We start from the raw sequence: 1,571 nt of genomic DNA on the forward strand, positions 1-1,571 counted from the left end.
GTCGTCAGCTCGTGTCGTGAGATGTTGGGTTAAGTCCCGCAACGAGCGCAACCCCCGTCGTATGTTGCCAGCATTTAGTTGGGGACTCATACGAGACTGCCGGTGACAAACCGGAGGAAGGTGGGGATGACGTCAAGTCATCATGCCCCTTATGTCCAGGGCTACACACGTGCTACATTGGCCGGTACAAAGGGCTGCAAACCCGTGAGGGGGAGCGAATCCCAAAAAGCCGGTCCCGGTTCGGATTGGAGGCTGAAACTCGCCTCCATGAAGGCGGAGTTGCTAGTAATCCCGGATCAGCAACGCCGGGGTGAATACGTTCCCGGGCCTTGTACACACCGCCCGTCACACCACGAAAGCGGGCAACACCCGAAGCCGGTGACCTAACCCTTACGGGAGGGAGCCGTCGAAGGTGGGGCTCGTGATTGGGGTGAAGTCGTAACAAGGTAGCCGTACCGGAAGGTGCGGCTGGATCACCTCCTTTCTAGGGAGCTCCTAACTAGGAGTCCGCTTTGGGCGATCTCGAAGCATTCGGCATCGTGCCGAAAGCTTCCCGTATCCAGAGCGTGTCCTTAGCATGTCGACCGAGCCTGGCCGAAACGCGCAGTGGATAGGAATGCGAAGCATTCGGCATCCGTGCCGAAATCCTTCCCGCGCACACGTGCTGCTGAGTTTTGAGAGACCGGCCGCGGGAGTCCCCCGCGGTTGCGCCTTTCGCCGGACCTTGAAAACTGCACAGTTGGCCGAGCTCGGGATCGAGGTCCCGGGCTCAAATGGGTAATCACCCAGTTCGACCGGCACCGGTCCTCCCTCGGGAGGCTCGACGTCAGTCGAGCTGAGATCACCGTCAAGATAGTAAGGGCACACGGTGGATGCCTTGGCATCAGGAGTCGATGAAGGGCGTGGACGACTGCGATAAGCCGCGATGAGGTGTTGAACAGCCTTTGAACCGCGGATTCCCGAATGGGGCAACCCGGCGCCGGCAATGCGGCGTCATCCCGGACTGAATACATAGGTCCGGGAAGGCAAGCGAGGGAACTGAAACATCTCAGTACCTCGAGGAAAGGAAATCAACCGAGACTCCCCGAGTAGTGGCGAGCGAAAGGGGATCCAGCCCAAACCCGGCACGTGTAAGCGGACATGCGTTGCGCGCTGGGGGTTGTAGGAAGGTTCTTCCGCGTCATGTCCGGCGCGGCGGGAGTCAGAAAGTCACGAGCTAGCCGAAGAACAGTGGAATTCAGGCACCAGAGCGGGTAACAGTCCCGTAGGCGAAAGCACGTGGCCTCCCGAGAGCCTTTCCTGAGTAGGACCGCTCCCGTGAAACGCGGTCCGAAACTGGGGGGACCACCCTCCAAGGCTAAGTACTCCCTGATGACCGATAGCGGACTAGTACCGTGAGGGAAAGGTGAAAAGTACCCCAGAAGGGGAGTGAAATAGTATCTGAAACCGCGTGCCTACAAGCGGTCGGAGCATCTTCGGATGTGACGGCGTGCTTTTTGCATAACGAGCCGGCGAGTTACTCGTCACTGGCAAGGTTAAGCGATGAGCGGAGCCGCAGCGAAAGCGAGTCC

The 1,571-nt window shown here is 59.3% G+C and carries 2 rRNA genes; both read left to right on the plus strand.

The features are described 5' to 3' along the window. Positions 1-484: ribosomal RNA gene (locus tag AABM41_09850) — 16S ribosomal RNA — on the plus strand; the annotation flags it as partial. A gap of 361 nt (positions 485-845) precedes the next feature. Further along, positions 846-1,571, plus strand: a 23S ribosomal RNA gene (locus tag AABM41_09855); the annotation flags it as partial.

Source organism: Chloroflexota bacterium (genome assembly GCA_038040195.1).
Taxonomy (GTDB): Bacteria; Chloroflexota; Limnocylindria; order QHBO01; family QHBO01; genus DASTEQ01.